Raw genomic sequence first — 24142 nt, 5'->3', positions numbered from 1 at the left:
GAAACAAATTCAGAATTTTAGTCTGTGAAACCATTGCCAAGTATTGTTACTTTCTTCCCTCTGATACCGGAAAGAGTTTTCGGTATAAAATCATCTTCTTTTAATTTTTCTTCACTGTTTTGGTGTTTCCTAATAATTGTTGCTGGAACTAAGTTGATGGCCGATGGTAAATCAGTAAAGGGAAAGTGCGATTCCAAATCCATCATAAAATTCATTTTGTCATCTGCCGTATCTGGAATTGGTGACATAATGTAATAATTATTGGTAACGGCATTCAATATGGAAAAGACATTTGCAAGATGTTTAATTACACCTTCATAATAAAGCGTACAGTAGAGCATCTTATGCCAGTCATCAAGCTTATCAGCATTACGAATTTCTTCTATTGAAGCGTATGGTATAGAATCATCCTTATATGATGATTTGGTAAGTGATGATGCTAGGTTGTTAAGAAAATCAATTCTAAATTCAGCATCCTCAGTGATTTCTGTTTCTTTTTCAGTTACATATTTAACTTTCATTGTAAAATCCTCCTTTTTATTGGTGCCAGCAAGATACTGACTGTTGTTAGGTACATTTGATGTGTTGTTGTCAATGTGCTTTTTCTTAAAAAAGGGTGCACTTAATAAGCCATTTGCTTTGTAACATCAAATAGAAAATATGGTTGCCAATATCCTTTTTGAGAAAGTTATGGGAATGCATACTGGCGATTGTAGAATCCTGAGAATTCAGGTGAATGATATTTGCCAGTAGTCAGAAGAATCAGTAGTACAAAGATTTCTTCGGTTGCTGCATCACTCCTTTAATTGTAATATAAGTTAAGCCCATGCTATTACTTTTATCCTGAAAATGTTCCTTTACAAGGAAGAAGTAGTTGCATCTAATTAACTTATATTCACAATACCATATGAAAAAGTTGTAATCAATAGATTGGGCTTAAGTTGAACTTATGATATAATTATAGCGATTTTTAGTTATATGCTTTTTTGAAAAAAAGGAGTGCTTATGAAAGAAGAAAATATTAAACAGATGAATCCATTGAGAGAATTGAGAGAAGAACTACATTTGACACAGAAAGAATTTGCTGAGATGGCAGGTATTGCAAAAGTAACTGTATCGTGCATAGAGACGGGTAAGCATCATATAACTGAGACAACGCAAGAACACATCAGAGAAAAATTAAGTCTATATGATGACTGGTATAATCATAGAAATTATGCAAAAAAGATTGATATAGATGAGCTTGAGGCAGCGCTTGAGGATTGTATAAAAAATAATTTTCAAAATAGAAAAATATCAACAGAAATGGTTAAGGCGTTATCTACAATATTTAATACGGAGGGGTTAGGAGAAAAAGAGAGGTTAATCTACATAAGATATATTTATAAATTAATTAAGGATATGGAAAATGTTATCATAGAAGCAAAAAGATTTATCAAGAATGAAGCTAATGTGGATATTGGTTATCGTGCTTACGGTATTGCTAACGATATAATGAATTTACCGGGATATGATGAAAAGAAAACGCAAGAACATATGAGAGAAATAAGAGATATTACAGTAATTGAAGCGGAATTGCCATTTGACTGATGTTACATATCAGGGTAATCGTACATCTGAAATCACATGAAAGTAAATATTTGCTTGCAATTAGTAAACTTTTTGATAGACTTATTACAGATGATATTATTATAGAAGGAAGTGGTATTGATGATTATATATATTTTGGAAAATGATGAAGCAACAATGAGCGATATTCCGAATGAAAAACTAATGAATTCGTTTGGCGATGATATAGAAATCCGCTCTGTAAAGGAGATAAAGGACATAACTGCAACTGATAAAGAAGCTATTTATGTTTCTTCGCTTCAAAATCTTGGAGAGTCGAAGCAGGATATTATGGATGGTCTGGACTTTATCAGCGAAAAAGACCTCCGTATTATTATCGGATGCATCCCGGAATCATTGGAAAGGCATCCATAAAATCCGATAATTTCAATGCGCCTGTAGCAAAGAATAAGAAAGGTGAATACAAAATCAAATCAGGTCAAACAGTGTACCTATGCTTTTCTACAGATTTTTTTATAGTAGAAGCAGATAAGTGGAGAGAAGAGTGTTGGAAAATGATAAAAGAACGCTCTGATTTGAATTTTATTTTTCTGACAAAGAGAATCGAGAGGTTTACTAAGTGCATTCCGGCTGACTGGAACGAAGGATACGACAATGTAACTGTTGGGTGTACTGTGGAAAATCAAGAAAGTGCAGATTATAGGCTTTCATTGTTTACGACATTTCATATAAAGCACAGGAATATTATTTGTCAACCACTGATTGAAGAGATAAATATTGATGAATATCTGGATAATGTTGAATTGGTTGTAGTTGGTGGTGAATCTGATAGAAATGCAAGACCACTGAATTACAATTGGGTTTTATCAATTCGGGAACAGTGCATAGCGAAAGGAGTCCGCTTTGAGTTTAGACAATGTGGAACTCATTTTATTAAAAATGATAAGGAATACACGCTTAATGTCGGAGATTTGTGCAGTCAAGCAAGAAAAGCAAATATTAACTGTTAAGTACTCATATATCGAGGGATACAGAGTATGAAATAAAGACGGTGTAGCCTATAATTATGCGTGGGTGATTGTAAAGCGGGGGTCATAACCCGCCACTGTACTATTTTCGTTAAGAGATAAGTAAGTTAGAAGGAATTGATTTATTCTTTTTTTAGGAAGGAACTAGCCATGGATAATATTTCGGATATAGCTGCATTAAGAAAGTGGAATAGCATTCCGGAAGATATCCGGAAAAAATTGTTGCAGAACGTGTTTTGTGGAACCTGCGGTGTAACGACAATAGCTCCAGGGTATACGATGACCTATAAGAAGGGATTAGGAATTCTGCTAAATGGGAGATGTGCGAAATGCGGTCATGATGTATGCAGGGTTATTGAGGAATAGTGGAATTACAAAGGAGATTAAGGTGATATGCTAAGTGATGACTGGCTACGTCAGGGGTTCCAACATGGACAACGTATTAAAGTGAATAACATAGTTGATTATGTCATTTGGACCGATAATAAAAATGATATTATTGGAGTTTCAGTCAATTTTGAAGAAGCAGATGATTATCATTATGATATAGAAATTGAAGAATGGATGAAATTTCTTGAAAATGTCTTAAGGAACCCGGACTTAGAGGAAACTTCAAAGCTATTTCGTAATTTCTTGGATGAAAATACAGAAATGTTTGCTTTTCAAGAGGTATTAGATTCCAATCAGATAAGGTATGATAAGATAGCCTTTTGGTAAAAGGGTTATATAAATCATAATTGATAAAAGGAAAGCAAAGTATAAAACGGTAAGTTTCTAATAGTGAAAAATCACAAGCTTCACCACTGGCTTCAAATAGAAAGGACAATTATGAATTTATATTTTGAAGAGTATAGTAATAAAAATGCTCCTACGATTGTTTTTATTCATGGCGGCGGCATGGACAGCAGTATATGGGGAGGAAGTTTAGATTATTTCAGAGATTATCACTGCATTGTGGTGGATTTACCTGAACATGGAAGAAGTGCTGAAATAAAACCGTTTTCTATTAAATCTAGTGTCGAGCTCATTGCACAAATCATCAGAGAGAATTCAAATGATAAAAAAGCTTATGTTATTGGACACTCACTGGGAGGAGTGGTATTAATTAATCTGATTAGCAGATATCCTGAATTAATTGAACAAGCTGTTATTGCAAGCGGGAATCTGCAACCTTCTCCTTTATACAAGATATTTACAAATTCCATGGTATGCACGTTTGTGAGTTTTTTGAATCGGAAAAAATATAAAAAAGAGTATGTTACATCAGAGATGCTGAAACGAGTCTATAAAGAGATGATATTGTATTCCAGAATTCCGGATGGGTTAAATGAAACAAAAGTACCTATATTGCTTATTGCAGGCGAGAAAGAACCGGAATTCCTTAAAAAGTCAAATCGCGATTTGCTACATATATGTCAAAATGCAAAAGAAATTACTATATTAAAAGCTAAACATGATTACCCCTGGATTGAAAATCAGTTATTTAATGAAATTGTATATGCTTGTATGGAAAATAAATCAATTAGTAATGAACGTATCATCAATTACGAAACTATGTAACGGTATTGGTGAAGATAAACTCATAACAGTAAAGGAAAAATATGAATATTGAAGAAATAGTAAATGAGTACGGAACATACATTTATAAGTATGCAATGAAATTAGCTTGTGACCCACAAAAAGCTGAAGATATTGTACAAGAAACATTTATCAGCGCGTGGAAAAATATCGGACAACTGAGAGAGGAGCAAGCAATCAAAAAATGGCTGCGAACAATCTGTTTTAACCATTTTCTTATGGATTACAGAAAAAATAAAAACAGAAATATTGAACTGCATGAGAGTATAGAAGTATTAGAAGCAGAAGGTAATGTACTGGTAACGCAGATAGCAAATCCGGAAGAAGAAATTATTGTAGAGGAATCCATCCGAAAACTCCAGAACGGATGCTTCTATGCAATGGTTCGCAAATTGACGTTGCATCAAAGGATAACATTTTCCTTGGTTGATATGTTTGGATTATCTGTTAGTGAAGTGTCAGAAATATTGCAAGTATCCGAGGGGGCTACAAAAGGGTTGTTACACCGAGCAAGAATGAATCTGGACAGCTTCTTCGCCGAACACTGCAATCTCATTGATGTGAAAAATCCATGCAGCTGTCAGGCGTGGATTGCTTTTAGAAATTCTCATGAGCAAAATCAAAAGGCAACTAAAAAAATGATAGAATCTCTTGAGAGTAATGAAAAAACGTATCGATTTAATCAAGCAGTCAGAAATAAAATCAACTACTTATATCAGAATATGCCAGATGAGCAGCCAGAAGATAAGTGGTTTGCTGATATTATCAATTCGTTAAAAAATATTTGAGTTCAGCGTATCTTCATCTTTTTAAAAGCATCTTAATATATGTAAGAGAAAACATTTTAAAAGGAGAAATTGTTTATGTTTGAATCTAGATGTGGAGTATGCTGTAATACTTGTGACCATAAGGAGCAGTGGGGGTGTAAAGGATGCTTAAATATGGAAAAACCATCATGGGGAGTATGTGAAGTAAAAGTCTGTTGTGAAAGAATAGGATTAAATTTCTGCGGAGAATGCACGGAATTTCCTTGTGAAATGCTTTCGATGATGGGCAAGGAATATGGTTACGACCCTGGAGTTAAAATTCAGCAATGCAGGGAATGGATGAAGGGATAGAAGGGTATTGTTATTTGTGAGGTGATAATTATGTGGTACCTAGAACTGTTTGAAAAGCTTGAGGCAGAAAAAGATGAACAGCAGTCAGTAAAAATGTCAGCATATATGAAGGAAAGGTTTCCTTTCTTGGGCTTGCCAAAGCCAAAGCTAAATGAAATAATGAAACCTTATATCAGACAGGCTGCAAAAAGTCAGGACGTTGATTGGAATTTTATATTTCTATGCTGGGAAAAGGAATACCGGGAAGCGCAATATGTTGGGATGGAATACATATATTCAGTTCAAAAGAAGCTCACTGACCATGACCTAGATAAGTTGAAGCGATTGATTACAACAAAGTCTTGGTGGGATATTACGGATGGACTGGATAAGGTAATCGGTAATTTGTCCCTGCATTATCCATCTGTTAATGACGAAATGCTAATATGGAGCTGCGCTGATAATATCTGGCTTCGACGTGTCGCAATTGATTACCAGCAAAAAATGAAGGATAAGACAGATACGGCATTGCTCGAAAAAATCATCTTAAATAATCTTGGTTCGAATGAGTTTTTCATTAATAAGGCAATTGGCTGGAGTCTAAGGGAATACAGCAAGGTAAATTCGGACTGGGTAAAATCGTTTCTTGAGAAACAGGAAGGAAAATTAAGCCGGTTAAGTGTAAAAGAAGCAAGTAAATATTTGTAGTTTTACAGGCAAACTCTACGGAGCGTTCGGATGAGTGCTTGTTTTAGTAATAGATGTGAGAGGTAAGTGTTGCCATTTATAGATTATTTGATATAATCATAAGTACAAAGATAAAAACACGTCCCGGTAGGTAGTCCGGGAGCAACAATAATTCATGTTGTCAGTAACCTGCCTCCTTGGTTGTCCGTTCTTTGTTCATTAAATCTTAAAGGAGGGATTATAATGGACAAAGTATCTGGCAGATTGCGGCTGAGCTTACTGAGGATCAGTTCAATTATCTGATGCTCGGTCTGAACCCTCTGGACCCCAAAATCAAGGAGGTTACACCCAGGAAAGTCTGCTGATTTTGTGCAAAACAGAGATTTTTTCAACGGTTTTACGACCTCCTAAAGTTCGACTCCAACCCTGTTTTATATCCATGTATATAGCGATTACAGTCGCTTGCAATGGTTTTTAAAATATATTTCGGAACTTTGAAAACTCTATATTTCCTTATGCTTATGGATCTTATGCATCCTCACATCAATAGGCAGAATGACGAATGACGGCTGTATATAAATTCGCTATTTCAGCCATCTTCTGCTATAATAGTTTAAGATGGAGGAATGAATAAATGGCAAACAAGCATACCCTTGAGGAACTGAATAGCTGCAGCCGGGAAGAACTGATTACCCTTGTATTGATGATGCAGGGTCAGCTCGACGCTTTAAATTCAAACATCGAAAAGCTTATCGAGCAGGTGCGTATCTCTAACAGCTACAGATTTGGCAAGCATACAGAGACCTTAAGCTCCATAGAAGGTCAGTACTCATTCTTTGATGAGGCTGAAATGGCCTGTGACGAATCAGCTCCAGAGCCGGATTCTGAGGATGTCATTCCTTCAAGAAGAGGAAAAAAGAAGAAGGGCCAGCGCAATCTTGATCTTAAGGACTTTGCGGAGGAGATTATTCCTCCTTATAGTGTACCAAAGGAACAGCTAGATGCCTTTTATGGCGAAGGCAACTGGAGGCGTATGCCGGATGAAAGTTATAAAAGACTTCGTCATGAGCCTGAATCATGGACAGTTGAGGTACATACTGTCGAGGTATATGTAGGTACCGATGGTGATCACCAGGATGAGTTTATTCGCGGTGACAGACCCAAGGATCTTTTGAGAAACAGTATCGTAACACCGTCTCTGCTGGCATCCATTCTGAATGTAAAGTATGTCAACTCCTCAGCCCTTCACAGGATAGAGCAGGAGTTTGAACGTAATGGTGTAAACATATCCAGACAGACCATGTCCAACTGGATAGTAAAGAGCTCCAATAAGTATTTCGCTCCTTTTGTGGAACGCATGAAACAGGAATTGTTAAAGCTTCATGTAACCCAGTCAGATGAGACACCGACTCAGGTAATAAAGGACAGCGACCACCCTAACAGCCGGTGCTACATGTGGGTCCACCGCTCCGGAGAACTGTACCATGACAAGCCCATCGTGATATATGAGTATCAGAAAGGGCGGGACCACCAGATACCTCTGGCATTCTACAAGGATTACAAAGGAGTCCTTGTGACAGACAGCCTTCAGCAGTACCATTTGGTAGATAAAAAGCTTCCAAATGTAACAAATGCAAACTGCTGGGCACATGCGAGGCGTGATTTCGCCGATGCGTTAAAGGCTGCGGACAAAGATAATCCAAAGGTGCTAAAACAATCCGTTGCATATCAGGCGTTGCAGAGGATTGCTGAATTCTATAGTGCTGACACAGAGCTGAAAGGACTCTCATCAGAGGAACGACTTCAAAAACGGCTGCAAGTAATCAAGCCGTTAGTTGAGGAATTCTTTACGTGGGTAAAACAGCAGGTGGCTGATTGTGCTGTTCCGCCCCAGAGCAAGACCGGCCGGGGCTTGCAGTTCTGCCTTAATCAGGAAAAATATCTAAAAGTATTCCTGACAGATGGTGATGTACCGATAGATAACTCGGCCTCAGAGAGAGCTATTCGGACCTTCTGTCTAGGTAAGAAAAACTGGATGTTTCACAACACAGCCAGAGGAGCCGGTGCCAGTGCAATGGTTTACAGTATATCAGAGACGGCAAAGCTTAATAACCTGCGTCCTTATTACTACTTTAAATATATCCTCACTGAGCTGCCAAAGCTCTGTGATGAACAAGGAAATATAGATCCTACAGATCTGGATTACTTGATGCCATGGTCAGAGAGTCTTCCGGACGAATGCAGGAAACCACGCCACTGATAAAAGGTGGCGTTAAATTTATCGTCAGGCGTATGATTTGACGCTTACCTTCAACAGTAGTCTCATCACACTGATTCACACGTGCCTTTAAAGAAGTTGTTTTCATTAGTTCATAAACTGGTACAAAATATTTTTCAGCAGCGGCAACCGTCCAGTTGGACATTGTCTGTTTTGACAGATTCAATCCGTTTGTCTGGAAATCACGCGCAATCCGATCCAACGGATTGCCATTTACATACTTGGCGTTGATGATTGCTGCCTCTAATGAAGGCGTTGCAATACTTCCCCGGAACAAAGTATTCGGATGATCTCCGCGAAGAAACTCATCCTGATGCATCCCATCTGTTCCGACATATACCTTGATTATATGCTTTTCAGCAATCCATTTGGCAGGTTCAAAACGTAATTGCCAGAATATTTCATCCGGCATGTTTCTCCAGTTACCTTTACCAAAGGTATCGAGGAGTTTTTCCTCTGCTACATCATGAGGGATTACCTCCTGTGGGAAGTCCTTTAAATCTTCTTCACGTTGCCCTTTTAGCTTGCTTTTACGAGGTTTCTTTTCAGCATCAATAATGGCCTCTTCAATCGTTGGCTCCGGTGCACTTTCATCGCAGCAAGCCTCAGCTTCATTAAAGAAGGATATCTGGCCTGCGATTGCTTCTAGTTTCTCGGATTGACGACCGAAGCGCTGCTGATTTGCAAGACGGACCTGTTCCATAAGGTTCTCATAATCCTGCTCAAGCTTGTCCAGACGATCCTGCATCTGGTAGATGATATCGTCCTTAGATTCGGTATCCATTGTATTCAGTTCATCTGGAGAGAATTTTTTACACATATTTTTCGCCTTTCTGTATTGTATTCATTATAACAGAAATGCTGATAAATAGCCAATTTCACGACTTTCAGTCATCGTCATTTTGCCACCAAACCAGAGCTTGTCATTCACTATCTGAAGCGATGGAAATATAGAGTTTTCAAGGTTCAAAAAGCTTGTAAAAAAGCCATATGTAGATTCTGAGAGGCTTCTGAATGGCTGATAAATCTGTCATTTCAGCCGACTTTTATGTTCAAAAACAGACAATTATTTTCTCTGTTTTGCACAAACATTAGTAGATTTTTGTTGGGGTTACATCCTTTATCTTTGGATCTAACGGATTCAAACCAAGCATCAGATAATTAAACTGGTCTTCTGTAAGTTCAGCGGCTTCTTCCGTTGTACGAGGCCAGGATAGGGTACCATCTTCAAATCTTTTGTATAAAAGTAAGAATCCATTTCCCATCCAGAGCAATCCTTTCATACGATCGGATCTTCTGCCACAAAAGAGGAACAAGGTTCCCTTTTCAAATGGGTTTTGATTATATTTACCGCCGATAATCATCGAGAGTCCGTCGATGCTTTTTCTCAGATCTACAGTTCCACAGGCAAGTACTACACGACGTATTCCAGCAGCATCCTCAAGCACGTGACACCTCCCGGAGAATCCTCGACAGCAGGTCGTCAGCTATATCATTAGATAACGCAATCGTCATTGTTGCCGTTTTATCACGGCAGTTGGTTTGATTGTTTCAGGAATGATATCAGAAACTGATTTTTTCGGTTCCGGAATGCGAATCTCGGCAAATGAGACTTTTGATGTTTCCTGTACAGAAGGCAAAATCAAAGAACAATTCATTTGATCGAAAGTTTCCTTTCGGAATTTGCGTTGCCAATAGTAATACGATTTTTCACTAATTTGATTCTCATCCATCCATTGTTTTATACTCATCCCGGCCGGTCTATTTTGGCATTGCAGGATGATATCCTTCCACCTGGAGTAGCGCATAGTGTGAGTTATTTGATCCATGGTAAATGACCTCCTTTAAAAAACTATTAGTTTTTTGCATTTTTTAAAGTATGTCATAAAAAATATATTTAGCCTAGGCGAGCGATTTGACGCTTACGAATTATAATGGGATGGTGTGAGGATATGATTACAGATTTGCATGTTCATCCCTAAGGAAAGGATTATCGACTACGATGCCAGACAATGAGCTTCTTGAAATATACAAGGACTGTGGTGGAAACTATATTACAATCGGTTCGGATTCACACGAAGCAAAGGATTTAGCGGCAGACAATGAAGTTGCACGAAAACTAGCAGATAAATACGAACTAAAAAATGTAATATTTAAAGAACATAAAATGATAGTTGTATAATTGAAAATAAAGGGTCTATATGGCGATATGGATTTGATGAATACAGATACTGCAAAGCAAATCGCAGAAAAATCATGTTTTTATGCAAAATTATATCGAAGAATTCTATTCGGAGTGGAATGGAGAATCATAAAACAATGTACTTGCACCCTATTGGAGTAAGATATCAGAATATATCTTGCGTGGCGGGAATACATCCCATGGAACAGTGCTATCAAGAGCTATGGCATTGTGTAGAGAAGAAACCGGAAAATGTGTATGGCCTGATATCCCAGAAGAGTTTTGGGAGAAGGCATTACTATATCAATGTGATAAGGAGTATATGAAGTATGGCAACTTTTGAAACTGCATTAAGAGAAAATTCCATAAGCGAATTAATGCTTGTTCCTAAAAGCGATATACATACACATGGTGGAAAAGGTGGACGGATAAAATACTTTGCTGAATGGGCCAATACCTCTATAAAAGCTTCAGAACAACCTTTTGAAGATTTGAATGACATGCAGAACTGGTTTGATTCAAATATCAAAGTTCATGATAATGGCATAGGGGGATACTTAAAAAGAGTCGAAACAGCGTTTGCACAAGCGAAGGAAGATAATATTGTCGTTTTGGCTTTGAGCTTCAGTATTAGTGTAATTGATAATTTGGGCGGTATTGACAAGTTCATCAGCACATTAAATTATTACAATAAAACCTTTGCACCTGAAACAAAATATTATCCTGAATTGTCTCTTTCACGTGAAGACGACGTGAACGGAGTTTTTGATAGACTTAATGAGATATTAAGCAGAAATTGGTTTAAATCAATAGATATATGTGGAAATGAGCTTGCTCAGCCAATTAAGAATTTTCAGAAAATCTACAGGAAAGCTCAAAGTTATGGTGTTAAATTAAAAGCTCATATCGGAGAATTTGGTACGGCAGATGATGTTATGGAAGCTGTTGAATTACTAGAGCTTTCAGAAGTCCATCATGGGATTGCGGCTGTAAAATCGAAGGAAGTAATGAGATGGTTAAGTAAACATAAAATACAGCTCAATATTTGCCCTACCAGTAATATTATGTTAAAGAGAGCAACTTCTTATTATGATCATCCAATAAAAGAATTGTTTGAAAATGGAATACCTGTGACAGTGAATACGGATGATTTGCTTATCTTTGATAGTTCAGTGTCGGAAGAATATATGAAGTTATACGTAAATAAGGTGCTTTCAATTGAAGAGTTGGAAGTAATAAGGCAAACCGGATTAAATACTTATACATAATTGGGTACCCTTGAAATATTATTCGGTTTACAAGAAACGTTTTGTAAGTAATCAGTACATGGTTTATAATGGAAGAAGCTACTGCAAATTTAAGATAATATAAGGGAATGAAAGGAATGCAAATGATACGAGCAGTAATTTTCGACATGTTTGAAACCTTAATTACGCACTATAACAGTCCTCAATACTTTGGAGTTCATATGGCGAAGGATGCAGGGATACCGGAGGACAGATTTCAGATACTTTGGCGTCCGACGGAATATAATCGTACCATTGGGAGAGTAACCTTTGAGGATGTGGTGGAAATGATTCTCCGAGAGAATCACTGTTACTCGGAGAAGGTTTTAAAGAAAATAGTAGAAAAGCGTATTGCTACGAAGGAAGAATGCTTTAGACATCTACATCCAGATATCATCCCGATGCTTTCCGCATTGAAGCAAAGAGGGATATTGATCGGACTAATCAGTAACTGCTTTTCGGAAGAGGCCAAAGTCATACGTAATAGTGTACTATTTCCATATTTTGATGCGGTGTATCTATCCTATGAACAGGGAATTCAAAAACCGGATGAGAATATCTTCCGAAGATGTGTGGATAACCTTTCCGTTAAGACAGAGGAATGTGTATATGTTGGTGACGGAGGCAGCTACGAGTTAGAGACTGCCAGAAAGCTTGGAATGAAAGCACTTCAGGCAGTATGGTATTTACGAGATGGAACAAGACAACCTGCAAAGCGAATGCATGACTTCATCCAGATGGAAAGTCCCCTAGATGTGGTGAGCTTTCTTAACGAGAAATGATAGGTTCGATACGAATATGAAAAACATTAACCATAATTAATAAAAAAGGAATTTTATTCATGAAGGCAATTGTATTAGATATGTATGGTGTAATAATAAAGCAAACAGGCGATGATTTTGCTCCGCATGTTCAGCAGACATTTCCCAACTTAACGATTGATGATATATACACCCATTGGTTCAAAGCGGATGTGGGAGAAATAACCTCGTTGGAGGTATGGGAAAGACTTGGCTTTCAAGGAGATATAGAGAAAATTGAAAAAGAATATTTAGACACGTTAGAGTTAAATGATGGCTTCCTTGATTTTATAACGTCTGTAAGGGATCACTATAAGCTGGCTATTATATCAAATGACTCCAGCCAATGGAGTAAGTATCTTCGAGAGAAATTCGACATTAATCAATACTTTGATGTGATTAGTATAAGCGGGGATTTGAAAATAAAAAAGCCCGATGAGCGTATCTTTCGGCTTACAATAGAGCAACTAGGATGCAAGGCAGAGGAATGTCTCTATGTAGATGACAGAGAGAGATTTTTATATGCTGCAAGCAAAATCGGAATGAATGCGGTTATGCTCAATAGCAGACATGTATCCTATGAAGGTAATGTGGTCGACGATTTTAATCAGCTTAAGAATATGCTGTCTTCAGGAGCCCTATAGATCAATTACAGTTATAATAGGAGTAGAATATGGTTTATTTAAGTAGCTTTACATTTCCAAATGCGGATACAGAATTTAGCTTTTTCCTGAGTATTCAAAGAACCTGCTATGATTCGTTTTACCCCTTTAAGATACTTTCTAATCATGACCTGGATCGGCTGGATTTTGCACCGATTACCATATTATATGGAGGAAATGGCTCGGGGAAAACGACAGCTTTGAATGTAATAGCAGAGAAGATAGGTGTAAAAAGGGATTCTATATTTAATAAATCGAATTTCTTTCCGGACTATGTAAAGCTATGTAGTATGAATATAGAAGAGGATATTCCGGATAACAGCCGAATTATTACCAGCGATGATGTATTTGACTATATGCTGAATATTCGCAATCTCAATGAGGGAATTGATTTGAAGCGTGAAGAGCTGTTTGAGGAATATCTGGATGCAAAGTATTCTCAGTTTCAGATGCAATCCATGGCGGATTATGAACAGCTTAAGAAGGTGAATAACGCCAGAAGAAAGACGCAATCTCGCTTTGTCAGAGGCGAATTGATTGACAATGTTCGTGAGTATTCCAATGGCGAAAGTGCGTTTCTGTATTTCACAGAAAAAATCGGCGAGAATGGACTTTACCTATTAGATGAGCCGGAAAACAGCCTTTCGCCAAAGCGTCAAATGGAATTAATGTCTTTTATTGAGGATTCGGCGCGATTTTTTGGTTGTCAATTCATTATATCCACCCATTCACCATTCCTGCTTGCTATGAAAGGAGCACGAATTTATAACCTGGATGAGAATCCGGTTATGATGAGGCGTTGGACGGAGCTGGAGAATGTACGTACCTACTATGACTTTTTCAAAAAGCATGAGAAGGAGTTTTCGAAGAATTATGAGGATGATGACTGATTCAAAATCCAATTAAGTTATTTAATAGGAATGATGTAATGTGACAACATGCCAATTAAGATGGATATAAAAAAGTCAGGGAGGGATAAATATGATACAGTCAGTTGTTCATATTGCTCTGGTAGTTCGTGATTACGATGAAGCAATCGAGTTTTATACAAAGAAGCTGCATTTTACCTTAGTGGAAGATACCTATCAGCCAGAACAGGATAAACGATGGGTAGTAGTATCGCCACCAGGATCCAATGGAACCACAATTCTTCTGGCAAGAGCGTCAAAGCCGGAGCAAACTCCATTCATCGGAAATCAGGCAGGAGGAAGGGTTTTTCTGTTTCTGGGAACCGATGATTTTTGGAGGGATTATCAGGAGATGAAAGAGCGGGGTATTCACTTCATCAGAGAGCCAAAGGAGCAGGACTATGGGACGGTGGCTGTATTCGAGGATCTATATGGCAACCTATGGGATCTGGTTGAGTTTCATGAAGATCATCCCATGGCCGGAAGGGTGAAATAGTCGGTTGTATTCCAAGGACATCAATGCTAAAATATATGACGTATTCAGAATAGAAGAATGATACTGATAGTTGTAGGTCAGGAGGATTGAAATGGCAGGAAACAGCTGTGATAATTGCATGAACTATATGTATGATGAGGAATATGATTGCTATGTGTGTCAGGTCTATTTAGATGAGGATGAGATGAGTCGCTTTCTAAGTAATACGATGGATCACTGCCCACATTATCAATTACAGGATGAATATAGGATCGTAAGAAAACAGATGTAATAAATAGATGTAATAAAGGAGAAGCCATGTCAGAAAAAAATCTAACGCTAAGACTATTGAATAACAGCTTTGCGGTGTGCCGTCTTAAGCCGGAGGAAAGTGTACCCAGCTGGATTGATACCAGGAATTTTTATTCTATTACAAAGACTAAAGAGGAGCTCTCTATTGTATGTACACAGGAGAGCGTTCCGAGTGATATCCAATGCGAAGGCAACTGGAGAACTCTTCAGATTGTCGGACCACTGGATTTTTCATTGATTGGGATATTGTCATCAGTCAGTACGGTTTTAGCGCAGCAAAGCATAAGCATATTTGCAATTTCAACCTACGATACGGATTATATATTGATCAAGGATCAGGATGTGACTAAAGCAGTGGAAGCATTGTCCAGGGATGGATATCGGATAATATCAGAATAAAGTGACCAATGTAGCTGCAAAATAGACCAATATAGGTATTATTACTCTTCGCAATCTGTTATCAAATATTGTATTATTATTACATTAGGATATAATCAGTATTCTTTATATAATCGAAAGATAACCGTTGTAGGAGGAGACATGGATAAATTTTTAAAGTATTGGTTTCAAGGTTTTGAGAATGCAGTTATGACATTGGATGAAGAAAGTAAGAGTAGAATATTCAAAGAGTGTGGTAAAGCATGTGCTGAATCTTATACAAAAGAAATTTATTTATATGCTAAGAGCAATGCGAAAAATGAGGAAGAGTTCCTGGAGTTGTTAAGAAGCGCATTTCCGGAATTGACAATTGAAAAAAAGGATGGCGATTCTTATTTGATTACATACAAATACTGTGCCTGTGATCTGGTTCAACAGGATTTTGTAAAATCACCTCATTTATGTGAATGCTCCAGACAAAGCTTATTGTACAACTGGGAGAATATCTTTGGGAAAGATAATGTGGAGGTGGAATTACTGCAATCCATCCTACAGGGAGACCCTTGCTGCAAGTTTTATGTAAAGAAGAAGTAGTAGTGAATCATATAGTATTTTCAGGTGTTCTATATTTGGATTATTCTTATTTCTGGTTCACTCTTATTATTGCATAGGTTCAATAATCATATTATTCATGAATTTTTCCGGTATATTGGAGCTTGTCACCTATTTGCTTCTCACTGAGGCAGAACGGTAACATATAAGCTTGGAAAGAAATTTACTTATATACAAATAGCTTTATTTGTGTTATTTTAGTGTAGTATGAATTGTCTCGCGAGAAACCGCGAGTCTTTTAATGAATAGCAAAGATAGCTATTCCTATATAGATGGATGATAAAGGGGTGAAAGAACGTGCTGAAAAGGAAACAGAATAAGAGATCTCATAAAGCAGGTAATGTATGTATGAGTCTTTTCCTGATTCTTTATATGTTTATTGTACCCCTTGTATATACAGAGAAGCATGGAGAGGTTCTGAATTCGGAGATTAACGCTGACGGTGTTGCACTTCCGATATCGAAGGACATATCCAGAATAATGAAGGAGTATTTAAAAAATGCTATACGGAACGAGGTAGAAAAACGTCAGATAATCAATGATTATTTGCTGAATTCTAAGCGACCGATGGGGCTGATAATAGAAGATTTATGCCTTATCATAGCTGCCTTGGGAGTATTGCTTCTATGCTCTGAGCTACTCTATCGAAGGTATGAGCAGAGTATTTCGGAAATAGCCATATTAAGTGGTGGACATGCTCCGCCAAAGCCAGGCTTTTGACATAACAATAAACTATGAAAGGATAATAAAGATGAATAAAAGAAAGCCAGTATTTTTTCTTGTTGTTATAGTTGCTTTATTAATGGTATACACTGCGGCCTTCGGACTGAATCTTGGTGATTCAAAGATTCTTGGAGCACCTGATATGCGTTATGGTATGGATATCAGAGGTGGTGTGGATGCGGTATATCAGCCGGTTGATTTAGGACGTAAGCCTACCGGTGATGAATTAGAGGCAGCACGTGCTATTATCGAGTTACGTCTTGATAATAAGAACATCATGGATCGTGATGTGACGATTGATAAAGAGAATGGATATGTAATTGTACGCTTCCCGTGGAAAGCGGATGAAAAAGAGTTTAATCCGGAAGCGGCTATCGCAGAGCTTGGAGAGACCGCTCAGCTTCGATTTGTTGGACCGGATGGATCAACAATTCTGGTAGGAAACCAGGTAAAGAAAGCGTCTCCGGGTCAGAATCCAAGTACCGGAGGATTTATTGTAAGCTTAGAGTTTAATGAAGAAGGATCCAAATTATTCAGTGATGCAACGAAGAAGCTGATTGGACAAAACATAAGCATTTATATGGATGAAACTGAAATTCAGACTGCTACAGTGGAACAGCATATTTCATCCGGTTCCGCCATGATTACGAATATGAAGAGCTATGATGAGGCACGTAAATTAGCCGATAAGATTAATTCCGGTGCATTGCCATTTTCCATGGTGACGAAGAATTATTCGACAATAAGCCCATCCTTAGGCTCCGGTGCTCTGGGTGTTATGCTTCAGGCAGGTCTCATTGCATATTGTATAATCTGTGTTCTGTTAATTGGGTATTATCGCCTTCCGGGCTTTGTGGCTTGTATTTCGCTTACAATTCAGATGGCAGGACAAATATTATCCTTGTCCATACCTCAGATGTCACTGACACTTACCGGTATTGCCGGAATTATCTTGTCCATGGGTATGGGCGTTGATGCTAATGTTATTATTTCAGAACGAATTAGTGAAGAAATCAAGGCCGGAAAAAGCGTAGAATCTGCTATTGCTGCTGGTTTCCAAAATGCATTTTCGTCAGTATTTGACGGCAATATTACCGTGTTAATTGTTGCGTTTATCCTGATGATTTTTGGTTCCGGTGCGTTGGCTTCCTTTGCTTATTCCTTATTTATTGGTATTGTATTCAACTTTATTGCGGGTGTAACTGCCTCCAGACTTATGATCAAGTCACTGAGCTCATATAAATTCTTACGGAAGCCAGCACTTTATACCTGCTTGTCTAGGAGGGTGTCATTATGAATCAGGACAAAATAATAGGATTTTATAAGAAACGCTGGATATTCTTCTGTATTTCGATCAGTATTATGGTAATCGGTACTATTTTCGTATTTATCAATGGAGTGCAACTGGACATTCAGTTTAAGGGCGGTGCGATCCTGAAGTATAACTATCAGGGTGAAATCAATGCGGATGAAGCGGCCGATGTTGCTACGGAATTATTAAATCGCCCGGTTTCAACTCAGATTACCTCGGATCTTGCTACCGGAGCCAATAGGCTGATCTTCAATATAGCTGGAAATTACGGTATTGATGCTAAGGAACAAAAGGTTTTTGATGCTACCTTAAAGGAAAAGTTTCCAGAAGCACAGCTGGAGTTATCGGAATCAGCCATGGTTGAAGCCTTCTTTGGACAGAAATTCTTACGGAATGGTTTGATTGCCATCTTACTTTCCACTGCTTTGGTACTGGTATATGTATGGATTCGATTTAAGATGATGGGCGGACTTTCAGCCGGTGTAATGGCGATTGTAGCGCTGTTACATGACGTTATGGTGGTGTTCTTTACCTGTGTTATTTTCCAGATCCCCATCGGAGACTCCTTTGTTGCGGTGGCGCTGAGTATTATTGGTTACTCCATTAATGATACCATCGTAATCTATGACCGTATCAGAGAAAATAGTAAAACCTTCGCTGATTATTCTGTTGAAGAAATAACGGACCTTTCAATAACCCAATCCATGATGCGTTCCATTAATACCAATGTGGCCGTATTAATCAGTGTAAGCCTTGTATACATCATTGCTAATATTAATAGCATTGATTCCATTCAGGCCTTTGCGCTTCCTATGGCAGTAGGTTCCATTAGCGGTTGTTACTCAACCATCTGTATTGCCGGACCTCTATGGGTAACCTGGAAGAAGAGAAAGAATGAAGCAGAATTATTTAATAAATAAGCTCATCATTCAGTGAAATAGAGTGGGCTGTTGCATAATGTCTTTGCAGGGATATGACTTACCTCACACACAGACGGAAGTACACATTACTTGATTTCGTATGTCTCATGCGAATCTTAATATTCTCATGCGAATCTAAATATTCGCATGAGAATATTTAAGTTCGCCTGATTCATACGAAATACAGCAATGCGTTCTTCCGACAGTGCATTATGGTAAGTCATATCCCTGCATTTTCATTATGCACAGCCCTATTTTGATTTCAAGTCCTATCGGATTATAATTCAAGTGAAAATGTAACAGAATCAGCAGTACTTCAGAGAGACATACTTGAATCTATAGTATAAAGGGAGTAAAATTAATTCATATTAATTAATAAAATATGATATACAGTTATATTATAAATAATAGTATTACTAACGATTCGATTAACAACTGATGCACGGGGAGGATGAAGGATGGATGGTACAAGCTTGTTATCCGGTGGTGTGGATACATTAAGAGAAATTAAGGAGAACCTATTAGAACTGGAAAGATGCCAATCCGAGAGTAATATGCTGAACGGAGAAGAGAAACAGCTGGAAAAAAGTATTCAGGGTTTGGAAAAGGATATCGCAGAGGAAGTACAATCAACGATTAAGAAGCGCCGACAAGAAATTGAATCGGCTTTTGATAAGCAGATTGACAAAATTCAGTCCCGTGTTAAGAAAATCCAGGACCGTCGAGATAAGAGTAAAAATGCAAAGGTTTCAGAACGGATTAAGGATGAGACGTCATCCCTCAGGGCCGATAAGCAGAGCCTTCGTTTGGATGCCAAGACATTAATAAAGCAAAAGCATATTCCGTCCCTGTGTAATACGAAGTTGTATTATGCATTATATTTCCCTGGCTGTTTTACTGATTTTCTAGTTATTCTCAGTACACTGCTATTCGTATTACTGATTATCCCCTGTGGCATATATTTCTTCCTTCTACCGGAAGAAAAGAGTATTTATCTAATTATAATATATATTATTACAGTGATACTGTTTGGTGGAATTTATATATTGCTAGGGAACCTTACGAAGGAGAGGCATCGTGAGGAGCTTCTTCAGATAAGGGTAATACGCGGTAAGATCAGAAAGAACAAGAAGGTTATCGCCGCCATAAAGAGAAATATTAAGAAGGACAAGGATGAAAGCACCTACGGATTGCAGAACTTTGATGAGGAGATTGCCAAGGCAAAGCAAGAAATCAGTGAAATTGAAGCACAGAAAAAAGAAGCTCTATATACCTTTGATAATACAACCAATAAGATTATCGCGGACGAAGTGAACGGTATATATGAGGAGAAGCTAAATGGTCTAAAGGTTGAGTTCGACAGAGTAAAATCGGAGCTGATTAATTCTGAGAATAAAATTAAGGCCTTAACCATTAAAACGGCCAGTGAATATGAGCCTTTTATCGGTAAAGACCTTATGTTACCGGATCGCCTGGATGCTTTGATTAACATTATTCAGGCCGGAAATGCAACCAGTATATCGGAGGCCATTACTGTATTCAGACAAATGAGGAGTGATACGTAGCTATTGTAGAGATACATCCCGTAGCTTGTTTATGCTTAGCTTGATGGCAAGACAGATTTGATCTGCCATGGACATTACCACATTCAGGCGTGTTGTCTGAAGAAGCATGTTATCAAGCATACCGGAGAAGTTCACGATACCGGTGATAAAGATATCACCGACTGCCGGCAGGTCCTTATCTACACCGGCACCGGGCTTCAGAGAACCCTCTCCTAATGTAATATAACCAATATGACTGGATTTTCCTAATGAGGCATCAATGGCAATAATAAAGGCATCATCGTGAGTCTGATAGATCATCGCGATGGTGTCTTTTAGATTCTTAGCATGTACCGGTTCCTCTAAGGTGCCATATACATAAAAGTTCTGATACCTTTGATATTTAGACAGCTTATAACCGATGATCGGTCCAAGACAATCTCCGGTAGCCCGATCCGATCCTATGCAAAGAAATATAATTGTTTTATTTAAAAGAACATGCTCGCGTAAAAGCTCGGATAAGGAGCTCCCGAGTTCAAAAGCGGCATTTTTTTCCGCTGAATTAAAATAATAGATTCTGTTTTTGCTTTTTAAAAAAATACTCATAGATTAACCATGCCTTTCATTTAAGCCTTCTTATTGATTTAAGTTCAATCTTTGTGAGAGAAAACGAGATCCCTGCACATCCGATAAATTCTTAGGTTAAGTATTTCCAAAATATAAAATATTAGACATGAAAATTCTAAGAAAATTGGGCTAACATGAATAAAATAACTGCTTTTTCGAGGAAATCACTCTATTTTGCAGTGGTTAAGATTAAATTTTACCGAGAAAAACGGATATTGCGTAGAAACCTGCTGATAACTTTTAATCATACGGTATCCAATTATGACAAAAAGCCTGTTCATGCTATGGTATGATTGGAGATGTCCAAAGTGGGATAACCATTTAGAGGAATAATATCAGTCCGTTTAGGATAGGAGTGGATTACGTGATAGAGACGGTATATAGTAACGATAATTTAGAGGACAATCGGGCAAAACGGGGACAAGCAGCCTTTCGTATGCCGAAAAACGTCAGGCAAATAGGGAAAAGCAATGCAACAAAGAAGATTTACGTGGAAGATTATGTTATAACCTACATAAAGCAGCTGGTGGGAGGCGATTTTTCAAAATGTAAAGTCGCAGTACTCGTTGGACAGAGTATTAAGATAGATAATTGCAGAAACATCTTTATATCGGGCGCATTGGAGGTTAGTGAAGTAGACTCTGTCAATGACATCGTATTTACTAACGATACATGGACAAAAATATATGAAACCATTAAGAAGTATTTTGTTGACATGGAGATTGTTGGCTGGTTCCTTGGCGGCCCCGGATATCTTTTAGAGGACAAAGATAAGATCCTGAAAGCCCATATTGATAACTTTGCTGGTCAGGACAAAACCTTACTTACTTATGACAACATGGAAAAGGAAGAAGCCTTTCTAAGCTTTGAGAACAATCGTCTATGTAAACAGGATGGTTTTTATGTTTATTATGAAAAAAATGATGAAATGCAGACCTACATGATCGATCATAAAAATGCTCAAAGTGCAGAAGCAGAGTATGATGATCGTGTTTCAAAGGAAATAAGAACTAAGATACAGAATAAAAAGCCGGTACAGGAGGATACAAAGAGCATCAATCGTCTGATGTATGCTGCCGGTACTTTGCTTGCAGTCATTGTGTTGGTGGTCGGTGCTGCGATGCTGAGTAATTATGACCAAATGAAAAACATGCAGGATACTTTAAACTATCTTACTCAGAACATGGTGTCAAGTAAGGATATCACGGATTCTATGGAACAGGATACATCAAGTGTCACATCCAATAAGATGAATGATGCTGGTAAGGAGGAAGAGGGACTTCAGGTAGATATTATGCCCGGTAAAGTGGAGCCGATGCAGGAAGGGCAGGATTTCGAACAACCGGAAGAGGAGGAACGTATCTCGGAAGAAGATTTAGCAGAGGATACGGATGAGGTAGCTCCAGCCGAAGAAGAGTCTAAGAAGCCAACACAGGAACCGGTAAAGGAGCAACCCAGGAAGAACCAGGAGGAAACCTCAAATACGCAGGAAGATACAGAGACAACTGTGGAGGTACAGCCCGAAGTGAAATATTATGTTGTAAAAGAAGGAGATACCTTGGCTGGGATTAGCTTTAAGTTATATAATACCTACACAAAGGTTACAAAGATTATGGAGCTTAATAATATAGAAAATCAGGATCTGATATTTGTAGGTCAGAAGCTAATTGTTCCTTGAAATCAATATTAATAAACATGGGATGCTTTGGTGGATTACTAATCAAAAAGCATCCTTTTTTATGAGAGTTATAGAATGATGAAGGATTAAGAAGGGTGTTAGGAAGGTTATAGTTGACTAATATGGGAATTTGAAAAATCTAAATAATTGAAAAAATTAGTGCCATACATATGGAAATGAGGTATAATCTCTTTAAAAGAAAAAACGGGAGTGGAATATGGCTAAGGAAATTGATGAACAATCCTTAAGAGAATATGGCAGAAGGAAGAGAAGGGTAAGAAGAATTAGAAACCTCATTATATTGGTATTACTTCTGATCATTGCAATCGTTGGTGCCATTTATCTATATAAACTGAACAATAAGGATTATCATAGCTTTGAAGAAATTAAATCAATTGAGAATACAGGTGAAAATGTAGTCGGATATCTAAATTATGGCAATGCCGTCATTCGATATAGCAGGGATGGAGCGGTGGCGATAGATAAGGATGGAAGCCTTATTTGGAATGGCTCCTATGAGATGCTTAATCCAATCGTTGATACCTGCGGTAAATATGTAGTGATTGCGGATCAGAACAACAAATTAATACATATCTTTAATGAAAAGGGTGCTGTTAGCAGCATTCCCACACTCTATAATATCCTCAAGGTAGAGATTGCCTCCCAGGGAGTGGTTGCGGCATTAATGGAAGAGGGAGATACTAATTACATTATCTTATATGATACGGATGGTACCGTATTGGGTGAGAAGGAAACATATGTAAGTAAGGAAGGCTTTCCCATTGATATTACCTTATCGGATGATGGAGAAAAACTGGTAACCAGCTATCTATCGACTACGAAGGGTGAGATAATCAATACCGTAGCCTTTCTTAATTTTGGCGAAGTCGGACAGAATTATACAGGCCGTTTTGTTGGAGGGTATGAGTTTGAGGATATGATTATCCCGAAGAGCGTATTTCTGGATAATGATACGGTGTGCGTATTTAAGGAAGATGGGTTTTTAATCTATTCCATGCCGGAGATTCCGAACCTGATATATGAGGAAAATCTGGATGGAACCATAAAGAGCATATTATATGACAAAGAACATATAGGAATTGTTCTAGAGGAAAGCGGAACCTCTTCTAAGCGACTGCTTCTTTATAATAATAAGGGACAACGAATACTGGAGCGAGAGCTCACCTTTGATTATCATCAGATTTATCTTGCAGGGGATGAGGTCATCATGCATGATAACCAGAGCGTTATCATCCTGAAGTTAAATGGCAAGGAGAAATTCCGTTATACCTTCGATAAGAATTTTACGGACATTTATCCCATGAATCACTTAAACCGTTACTTTTTAGTAAGTGATAAGAAGATTTCAACCATAGCGCTGGTGGAATAGAAGATTATATTTCGCTTTTGGATAATTGATACTATTTATCCTAAGGCATTTACAATTATTAAATAAAATGGTATGACTAAGAACAGGTGAATTAAT

The 24142-nt window shown here is 37.9% G+C and carries 30 protein-coding genes; 25 read left to right on the top strand and 5 right to left on the bottom strand.

Features of this window, described 5'->3' with window-relative positions; all coding sequences use genetic code 11:
• Positions 1-17 precede the first annotated feature (17 nt).
• Positions 18-521, bottom strand: coding sequence for a hypothetical protein (locus H0486_RS17335; RefSeq protein ID WP_228354187.1), 504 nt, complete (start codon positions 519-521; stop codon positions 18-20).
• Positions 522-1005: 484 nt separating this feature from the next.
• Here H0486_RS17335 and H0486_RS17330 point away from each other — a divergent pair, with 484 nt between their 5' ends.
• From H0486_RS17330 to tnpC, 10 genes are all read left to right on the top strand, one after another.
• Positions 1006-1590 (top strand): helix-turn-helix domain-containing protein, encoded by a 585-nt coding sequence (locus H0486_RS17330; RefSeq protein WP_228354186.1) that lies wholly within the window; start codon positions 1006-1008, stop codon positions 1588-1590.
• A 120-nt stretch (positions 1591-1710) separates the two neighbouring features.
• Complete coding sequence (locus H0486_RS17325) at positions 1711-1983, top strand: hypothetical protein (RefSeq protein ID WP_228354185.1); 273 nt, start codon at positions 1711-1713, stop codon at positions 1981-1983.
• Complete coding sequence (locus H0486_RS17320) at positions 1950-2579, top strand: DUF5131 family protein (protein WP_228354184.1); 630 nt, start codon at positions 1950-1952, stop codon at positions 2577-2579. The genes H0486_RS17325 and H0486_RS17320 overlap by 34 nt, the downstream gene beginning before the upstream one ends.
• Positions 2580-2747: 168 nt before the next feature.
• Positions 2748-2963 carry a hypothetical protein gene (locus H0486_RS17315; protein ID WP_228354183.1) on the top strand — a complete coding sequence of 72 codons (216 nt, stop codon included), beginning with the start codon at positions 2748-2750 and terminating at the stop codon, positions 2961-2963.
• Between the two features lie 27 nt (positions 2964-2990).
• A complete protein-coding gene (locus H0486_RS17310; protein ID WP_228354182.1) occupies positions 2991-3314 on the top strand; it encodes a hypothetical protein in 324 nt (107 codons plus the stop codon).
• Between the two features lie 111 nt (positions 3315-3425).
• Entirely contained in the window at positions 3426-4157 is a 732-nt protein-coding gene (locus H0486_RS17305) for an alpha/beta fold hydrolase (protein WP_228354181.1), read from the top strand.
• Positions 4158-4198: 41 nt separating this feature from the next.
• Positions 4199-4963, top strand: a complete 765-nt coding sequence (locus tag H0486_RS17300; protein WP_228354180.1) for an RNA polymerase sigma factor — start codon at positions 4199-4201, stop codon at positions 4961-4963.
• Between the two features lie 75 nt (positions 4964-5038).
• Positions 5039-5293 carry a DUF3795 domain-containing protein gene (locus tag H0486_RS17295; RefSeq protein ID WP_228354179.1) on the top strand — a complete coding sequence of 85 codons (255 nt, stop codon included), beginning with the start codon at positions 5039-5041 and terminating at the stop codon, positions 5291-5293.
• A gap of 30 nt (positions 5294-5323) precedes the next feature.
• Positions 5324-5980, top strand: coding sequence for a DNA alkylation repair protein (locus H0486_RS17290; protein WP_228354178.1), 657 nt, complete (start codon positions 5324-5326; stop codon positions 5978-5980).
• Positions 5981-6593: 613 nt separating this feature from the next.
• On the top strand, positions 6594-8219 hold the full coding sequence (gene tnpC, locus H0486_RS17285; RefSeq protein ID WP_228354177.1) for an IS66 family transposase: 1626 nt from the start codon (positions 6594-6596) through the stop codon (positions 8217-8219).
• Here the strand turns inward: tnpC and H0486_RS17280 are convergent.
• The 3 genes from H0486_RS17280 to tnpA form a co-directional block, all read right to left on the bottom strand.
• Complete coding sequence (locus tag H0486_RS17280; RefSeq protein ID WP_228354176.1) at positions 8149-9057, bottom strand: IS66 family transposase; 909 nt, start codon at positions 9055-9057, stop codon at positions 8149-8151. The two genes, tnpC and H0486_RS17280, sit on opposite strands and share 71 nt — an antisense overlap.
• Positions 9058-9328: 271 nt before the next feature.
• Entirely contained in the window at positions 9329-9685 is a 357-nt protein-coding gene (gene tnpB, locus H0486_RS17275; RefSeq protein ID WP_228354175.1) for an IS66 family insertion sequence element accessory protein TnpB, read from the bottom strand.
• Positions 9686-9748: 63 nt separating this feature from the next.
• Positions 9749-10066 (bottom strand): IS66 family insertion sequence element accessory protein TnpA, encoded by a 318-nt coding sequence (gene tnpA / locus H0486_RS17270; protein WP_228354174.1) that lies wholly within the window; start codon positions 10064-10066, stop codon positions 9749-9751.
• Between the two features lie 173 nt (positions 10067-10239).
• On the opposite strand from tnpA, the gene H0486_RS17265 reads away from it, so the two are divergent.
• From H0486_RS17265 to H0486_RS17205, 13 genes are all read left to right on the top strand, one after another.
• Positions 10240-10419: a PHP domain-containing protein gene (locus tag H0486_RS17265; RefSeq protein ID WP_228354173.1), complete on the top strand. Its 180-nt coding sequence runs from the start codon at positions 10240-10242 to the stop codon at positions 10417-10419.
• Between the two features lie 329 nt (positions 10420-10748).
• A complete protein-coding gene (locus H0486_RS17260) occupies positions 10749-11687 on the top strand; it encodes an amidohydrolase family protein (RefSeq protein ID WP_228354172.1) in 939 nt (312 codons plus the stop codon).
• A 122-nt stretch (positions 11688-11809) separates the two neighbouring features.
• Positions 11810-12487: an HAD family hydrolase gene (locus tag H0486_RS17255; RefSeq protein ID WP_228354171.1), complete on the top strand. Its 678-nt coding sequence runs from the start codon at positions 11810-11812 to the stop codon at positions 12485-12487.
• A 59-nt stretch (positions 12488-12546) separates the two neighbouring features.
• Positions 12547-13149, top strand: coding sequence for an HAD family hydrolase (locus H0486_RS17250; protein ID WP_228354170.1), 603 nt, complete (start codon positions 12547-12549; stop codon positions 13147-13149).
• 29 nt (positions 13150-13178) lie between these two features.
• Positions 13179-14057, top strand: a complete 879-nt coding sequence (locus H0486_RS17245; RefSeq protein ID WP_228354169.1) for an AAA family ATPase — start codon at positions 13179-13181, stop codon at positions 14055-14057.
• A gap of 91 nt (positions 14058-14148) precedes the next feature.
• Positions 14149-14571, top strand: a complete 423-nt coding sequence (locus H0486_RS17240; RefSeq protein WP_228354168.1) for a VOC family protein — start codon at positions 14149-14151, stop codon at positions 14569-14571.
• A 91-nt stretch (positions 14572-14662) separates the two neighbouring features.
• The gene (locus H0486_RS17235) at positions 14663-14842 is read left to right on the top strand and encodes a DUF6472 family protein (protein ID WP_228354167.1); all 180 of its coding nucleotides are present in this window, start codon (positions 14663-14665) and stop codon (positions 14840-14842) included.
• A gap of 26 nt (positions 14843-14868) precedes the next feature.
• Complete coding sequence (locus tag H0486_RS17230) at positions 14869-15261, top strand: ACT domain-containing protein (protein ID WP_228354166.1); 393 nt, start codon at positions 14869-14871, stop codon at positions 15259-15261.
• A gap of 141 nt (positions 15262-15402) precedes the next feature.
• On the top strand, positions 15403-15834 hold the full coding sequence (locus H0486_RS17225) for a hypothetical protein (protein ID WP_228354165.1): 432 nt from the start codon (positions 15403-15405) through the stop codon (positions 15832-15834).
• A 315-nt stretch (positions 15835-16149) separates the two neighbouring features.
• The gene (locus H0486_RS17220) at positions 16150-16572 is read left to right on the top strand and encodes a hypothetical protein (protein WP_228354164.1); all 423 of its coding nucleotides are present in this window, start codon (positions 16150-16152) and stop codon (positions 16570-16572) included.
• A 31-nt stretch (positions 16573-16603) separates the two neighbouring features.
• Complete coding sequence (secD, locus tag H0486_RS17215) at positions 16604-17872, top strand: protein translocase subunit SecD (protein ID WP_228354163.1); 1269 nt, start codon at positions 16604-16606, stop codon at positions 17870-17872.
• Complete coding sequence (gene secF, locus H0486_RS17210; protein ID WP_228354162.1) at positions 17869-18807, top strand: protein translocase subunit SecF; 939 nt, start codon at positions 17869-17871, stop codon at positions 18805-18807. The genes secD and secF overlap by 4 nt, the downstream gene beginning before the upstream one ends.
• Before the next feature lie 458 nt (positions 18808-19265).
• On the top strand, positions 19266-20372 hold the full coding sequence (locus H0486_RS17205) for a hypothetical protein (RefSeq protein ID WP_228354161.1): 1107 nt from the start codon (positions 19266-19268) through the stop codon (positions 20370-20372).
• Here the strand turns inward: H0486_RS17205 and yyaC are convergent, their stop codons facing one another.
• Positions 20373-20957 (bottom strand): spore protease YyaC, encoded by a 585-nt coding sequence (gene yyaC / locus H0486_RS17200; protein ID WP_228354160.1) that lies wholly within the window; start codon positions 20955-20957, stop codon positions 20373-20375.
• Positions 20958-21342: 385 nt separating this feature from the next.
• Here yyaC and H0486_RS18505 point away from each other — a divergent pair, with 385 nt between their 5' ends.
• A complete protein-coding gene (locus tag H0486_RS18505) occupies positions 21343-22656 on the top strand; it encodes a LysM peptidoglycan-binding domain-containing protein (protein WP_228354159.1) in 1314 nt (437 codons plus the stop codon).
• A gap of 217 nt (positions 22657-22873) precedes the next feature.
• Positions 22874-24046 (top strand): DUF5711 family protein, encoded by a 1173-nt coding sequence (locus H0486_RS17190; protein WP_228354158.1) that lies wholly within the window; start codon positions 22874-22876, stop codon positions 24044-24046.
• The last annotated feature ends 96 nt before the right edge of the window (positions 24047-24142 follow it).

Source organism: Variimorphobacter saccharofermentans (assembly GCF_014174405.1).
In the GTDB taxonomy this organism is placed as follows: domain Bacteria; phylum Bacillota; class Clostridia; order Lachnospirales; family Lachnospiraceae; genus Mobilitalea; species Mobilitalea saccharofermentans.
This window is presented reverse-complemented; position numbering and strand designations above follow the sequence as displayed.